This is a genomic window from Eggerthella sp. (assembly GCF_048329335.1).
GTDB classification, from domain to species: domain Bacteria; phylum Actinomycetota; class Coriobacteriia; order Coriobacteriales; family Eggerthellaceae; genus Eggerthella; species Eggerthella lenta.
Genome location: NZ_DBFEGU010000257.1, coordinates 1 through 5,548, shown reverse-complemented (window position 1 = coordinate 5,548; position 5,548 = coordinate 1). Strand labels below are relative to the sequence as shown.

The window sequence follows — 5,548 nt, the reverse complement described above, 5'->3', positions numbered from 1 at the left end:
GGAACGCCGCATCCTGCGCGGCGACGGTCCCTTCGCAGCCCCTTTGAAAGCCGCAATCGCGGACGGCTACAAGCGCCTGATCGCGCCGTCGGTGGAGCGCGACCTGCGCGCCGAGCTCACCGAGCGCGCCGAGACCGATGCCATCCGCGTGTTCGCCAAGAACACCGAGAACCTCCTGCAGCAGCGTCCCGTGCGTGGGGCGCGCATCATCGCGCTCGACCCCGGCTACCGCACGGGCTGCAAGGTGGCCGTGCTGGACGAGTACGGCAAGCTGCTCGACCACACCACGGTCTACCCCACCCCGCCGCGCTCCCAGGTAAAGGAAACGCAGGCCCAGCTGGCCGCCTACGTCGAGAAGCACCGCATCAACGTCATCGTCATCGGCAACGGGACGGGCAGCCGCGAAACCGAGGAGGTGGTGGCCGACTACATCGCCCGGTCGAAGGCGCCCGTGCGCTACACCATCGTGAACGAGGCCGGCGCCTCGGTGTACTCGGCCTCCAAGCTGGCAAGCGAGGAGTATCCCGACCTCGACGTCACCACGCGCGGCGCCATGAGCCTGGGGCGCCGCCTCCAGGATCCGCTGGCCGAGCTCGTGAAGATCCCGCCCCAGGCCATCGGCGTGGGCCAGTACCAGCACGACCTCAACCAGGCGGCGCTCGAGCGCGCGCTGACGGGCGTGGTGGAGAACGTGGTGAACCGCGTGGGCGTGGACCTCAACACCGCCAGCGCGAGCCTGCTGGGCTACGTGTCGGGTATCAGCGCCGCAGTGGCCAAGAACATCGTCGCCTACCGCGAGGAACACGGCGCGTTCACCGACCGGGGTCAGCTGAAGAAGGTGCCGAAGCTGGGCGCGAAGGCCTTCCAGAACTGCGCGGGCTTTCTGCGCATCTCGGACGGCAAGAACCCGTTGGACGCCACGAGCGTGCACCCCGAAAGCTACGCCGTCGCAAACGAACTGCTCAAGCGCGCGAAGGTGAAGCCCGAAGCGCTCGCCGACGGCGGCGTCCCCGACTTCGCGAGCCGCCTCGGCGACGTGGACGCGCTGGCGGCCGAGCTGGGCGTTGGCGCACCCACGCTGCGCGACATCGTCTCCGAGCTGGAAAAGCCGGGCCGCGACCCCCGCGACGATGCGCCGGAGGTCGTGTTCAGCGAGGGCGTGCGCGACTTCGACGACCTGACCGTGGGAATGGAGCTTACCGGCACGGTGCGCAACGTCGTCGACTTCGGCGCGTTCGTGGACGTCGGCGTGAAGCAGGACGGCCTCGTGCATGTCTCCAAGATGGCCGACCGCTTCGTGCGCCATCCGAGCGAAGTCGTGGCCGTGGGCGACACGGTCACGGTGTGGGTGACGGGCATCGACAAGGATCGCGGCAAGATCTCGCTGTCCATGGTGAAAGGCAAGGCGTAGGCGCGCGCCCTCACGCTTGCCGGTAGCGGCTCAAGAAGTCGCCCAGGTCGCGCATGGCGTCGCCCAGCACCTCGATGCGCGGCAGGTACACCACGCGGAAGTGGTCGGGCTTCTTCCAGTTGAAGCCGCCGCCGTGCACCACGAGCAGGCGCTTCTCGTGCAGCAGGTCGAGCGCGAACTTCTCGTCGTCCGTGATGTTGAACTTCTTCACGTCGAGCTTCGGGAAGATGTAAAAGCCCGCCTTGGGCTTCACCGCGGTCACGCCGGGGATGTCGTTCAGCGCGTTGTACACGTACTCGCGCTGCTCGTACACGCGCCCGCCCGGCACGATGTAGCTCTGCACGCTCTGGTGTCCGCCGAGAGCCGTCTGCACGATGGACTGCGCGGGGACGTTCGAGCACATGCGCATGTTGCACAGCATGTTGACGCCCAGGATGTAGTCGCGCGCCCGCGCCTTGTCTCCCGAAAGCACCATCCAGCCGATGCGGTACCCCGCCACCATGTGCGACTTCGACAGGCCGCTGAACGTGACGCAGAACACGTCGGGTGCCATCGAGGCGATGGAGATATGCTCCAAACCGTCCATGACGATGCGGTCGTAGATCTCGTCCGAGAAGATGATGAGGTCGTGCTCGCGCGCGATGTCGACGAGCTCCTGCAGCACCTCGCGCGGGTAGAGCGAGCCGGTGGGGTTGTTCGGGTTGATGATGACGAGGGCCTTCGTGCGGCTCGTGATCTTCTTGCGGATGTCGTCCATATCGGGATACCATTCCGCCTGCTCGTCGCACACGTAATGCAGCGGCGTGCCGCCGGCAAGCGTGACGCACGCCGTCCACAGCGGGTAGTCGGGCGAAGGAACCAGCACCTCGTCGCCGTTGTCCAGCAGCGCCAGCATGCTGAGATTGATGAGCTCGCTCACGCCGTTGCCGGTGTACACGTCATCGATGTCCACGCCCTGAATGTGCTTGAGCTGCGCGTACTGCATGATGGCCTTGCGCGCCGAGAACAGGCCCTTCGCCGACGAGTAGCCCTCGCATTCGGCCAGCTGGCGGCTCATGTCGAACACCATCTCCTCAGGCGCGCGGAAGTCGAACGGCGCCGGGTTGCCGATGTTGAGCTTCAGGATGCGCGCGCCGGCCTCCTCCATGCGCTCGGCTTCCTCCACCACCGGCCCGCGCACGTCGTACAGTACGTTGTCCAGCTTGGTCGACTTCTTGATCTCGCGCATGGTATCGCTCCTCGGTTCGGTACGGTCGATGATCGGCGTCGCGGAGGCGTCCGCGTGCGCCCCGGCTGCGGGGGCCGCTCCCCCTGCGCCCTGCGATGCGCTTGCCGGCCTGCTCACGCCGTCCGCGGTGCCGCGGGACACGGTTTCAGGTTCAATTTCCCCCGCGCCCTCCATCAGCCATGCGGCGGGCACGCCCAGCACGTCGGCCAGCACCTCCCCCACGGGCCTGCGGGGCACCGTTTTGCCGTTCGCATATTGGCTGACCTGGCTTTTCCCAAGCTTCATGCCGCGATCTCCCGCGATGCGGATGAGATCGGCCTGCTTGTAGCCTTTGGCTGCCATCGCGCGGGCCAGACGCTCGGCGAACGTTTCCTGCTTCTCGGTCATCATCGCTCCGTAAGTTCAATTTCGCTCCGGATAAATTGAACTCATTAAAGCAGGTTCTTGAACTCTTTACTATACTTGAACCGAAAGTTCATTTTTCCGGCACGTTTCCGAGGGCCGATGGTCAACAGGGGCTAAATGTTTCGGCTGCGAACCGTCGCCAACCGATGCGCTCCTCCGCATCCGCGGCACGCGAGCCGACCGCGCTCGTGCTACCATACGCTTCGACGAAACGCAGAGCCGAAAACGGCGACGACACCCGACGAACCCCAAGAGGCGCACCATGGATCAACAGAGCGCGACGGCGGCCGACGCAGGCCGCGACCTGCACGGCCCCGACCGCATCGAGGTGCGCGGAGCGCGCGTGCACAACCTGAAGAACATCGACGCCAGCATCCCGCTGAACCGGCTCGTCGGCATCGCGGGCGTGTCGGGGTCGGGCAAGTCGTCGCTCGCCCTGGGCGTGCTGTACGCCGAGGGGTCGCGGCGCTACCTGGAAGCGCTCTCCACCTACACGCGCCGCCGCCTGACGCAGGCGGGCCGCGCCTCCGTGGACGAGGTGCTGCACGTGCCCGCCGCGCTCGCCCTGCACCAGCGGCCCAGCGTGCCCGGCGTGCGCAGCACCTTCGGCACGTCCACCGAGCTGCTGAACAGCCTGCGCCTGCTGTTCTCGCGCGCCGGCAGCCACGTGTGCCCGAACGGCCACCGCGTGCCGCCCACGCTGAACGTCGCCGCCGAGCGCCCCATCACGTGCCCCGTCTGCGGCGTGGAGTTCTTCGGCCCCGGCGCGGAGGACCTGGCCTTCAACAGCGGCGGCGCCTGCCCCGAGTGCGACGGCACGGGCATCGTGCGCACCGTGGACCTGGACTCGCTGGTGCCCGACGAGGGGCTCGCCATCGACGAAGGCGCCGTCGCGCCCTGGAGCACGCTCATGTGGGACCTCATGAAGCAGGTCGCGCGCGAGATGGGCGTGCGCACCGACGTGCCCTTCAACCAGCTGACGCCCGCCGAGCGCGACATCGTGTTTTCCGGCCCAGCCGAGAAGAAGCACATCCTGTACAAGGCGAAGAAGACCGACACCTTCGCCGAGCTGGACTTCACCTACTACAACGCCGTCTACACCGTGGAGAACGCGTTGGCGAAGGTGAAGGACGAGAAGGGTCTGGGGCGCGTGGCGCGCTTCCTCAAGCAGGGCGTCTGCCCCGAGTGCGACGGCACGCGCCTCTCCCCGGAGGCGCGCCTCCCGCAGGTTGCGGGCATCGACCTGGCCGAGGCGTCCGCGAAGACCCTCGACGAGCTGGTCGCCTGGACGGACGCCGTGCCCGAAGGCCTCACGCCCGAGATGCGCCCGATGGCGCACAACATCGTCGAGTCGTTCCAGCACACGGCGCGCCGCCTCGTCGATTTGGGGCTGGGCTATCTCGCGCTCGATCGCGCGGGCTCCACGCTGTCCACCGGAGAGCGCCAGCGCGTGCAGCTGGCCCGCGCCGTGCGCAACCGAACCACCGGCGTGCTGTACGTGCTGGACGAGCCGTCCATCGGCCTGCACCCCTCCAACATCGACGGGCTCGTCGAGGTGATGCGCGATTTGCTCGCCGACGGCAACTCGGTGGTCATGGTGGACCACGACACGCGCATCCTGGCCGCCGCCGACTGGCTCGTGGAGATGGGGCCGGGCGCGGGCGCGGACGGCGGAAGGATCGTCGCGCAAGGGACGCTGACCGAGGTGGAGGCGAACCCCGCCTCGTTGATAGGCGGTTTTCTCTCCGGCGCGGAAACCGTGCGCGTGCGCGAGCGCATTCCCGCCGCCGACGTGTTCGCCCACGGAAGCATCGAGCTGGCCACCGAGGCACTGCACACCGTGAAGCCGCTCGAGGTAGCCGTCCCGCGCGGTCGCTTGACCGCCGTCACCGGCGTGTCCGGCTCGGGCAAGACGACGCTCGTGCTGGAAAGCCTCATCCCCTCGCTCGTCGCGAACGCGAGCGGCGCGAAGCTTCCCGCCCACGTCAAGCGCATCGAAGCCGCGGGCATCGAGCGGGCGAACCTCATCGACGCCACGCCCATCGGCTCGAACGTGCGCTCCACCGTGGCCACCTACGCCGGGGTGCACGACGAGCTGCGCCGCGCCTTCGCGCGCACGCCCGAAGCCAAGGCGGCCGGGCTGAAAGCGGGCGACTTCTCCTACAACACGGGGAAGCTGCGCTGCCCCGAATGCGACGGCACGGGCTCCATCAGCCTGGACGTGCAGTTCCTGCCCGACGTGGACATCACCTGCCCCGTGTGCGGAGGCTCGCGCTACGCCCCGGAGGCCTCCCGCATCCACCGCGCCGCTGAGGGCTGCGAGGATCCCGGCTGCACGCTGCCCCAGTTCATGGCCATGACCGTGGACGAGGCGCGCACGCCCGCGTCCGGCTTGAAGAAGGCGCGCGCCCGCCTGGACACGCTGCACAGGCTGGGCTTGGGCTACCTCACGCTGGGCGAGGCCACGCCGGCGCTGTCGGGCGGCGAGGCGCAGCGCCTGAAAC

The 5,548-nt window shown here is 68.2% G+C and carries 3 protein-coding genes; 2 read left to right on the top strand and 1 reads right to left on the bottom strand.

Annotation, left to right across the window (positions count from 1 at the left end):
• On the top strand, positions 1-1,411 hold a 1,411-nt coding region (locus ACMO6A_RS08210; protein WP_418471069.1), incomplete at its 5' end, for a helix-hairpin-helix domain-containing protein.
• 10 nt (positions 1,412-1,421) lie between these two features.
• Here ACMO6A_RS08210 and ACMO6A_RS08205 read toward each other — a convergent pair.
• Complete coding sequence (locus ACMO6A_RS08205; protein WP_009304386.1) at positions 1,422-3,029, bottom strand: aminotransferase class I/II-fold pyridoxal phosphate-dependent enzyme; 1,608 nt, start codon at positions 3,027-3,029, stop codon at positions 1,422-1,424.
• 277 nt (positions 3,030-3,306) lie between these two features.
• Here ACMO6A_RS08205 and ACMO6A_RS08200 point away from each other — a divergent pair.
• Positions 3,307-5,548: excinuclease ABC subunit UvrA (locus ACMO6A_RS08200; RefSeq protein ID WP_418471068.1), on the top strand; the 2,242-nt coding region annotated here is incomplete at its 3' end.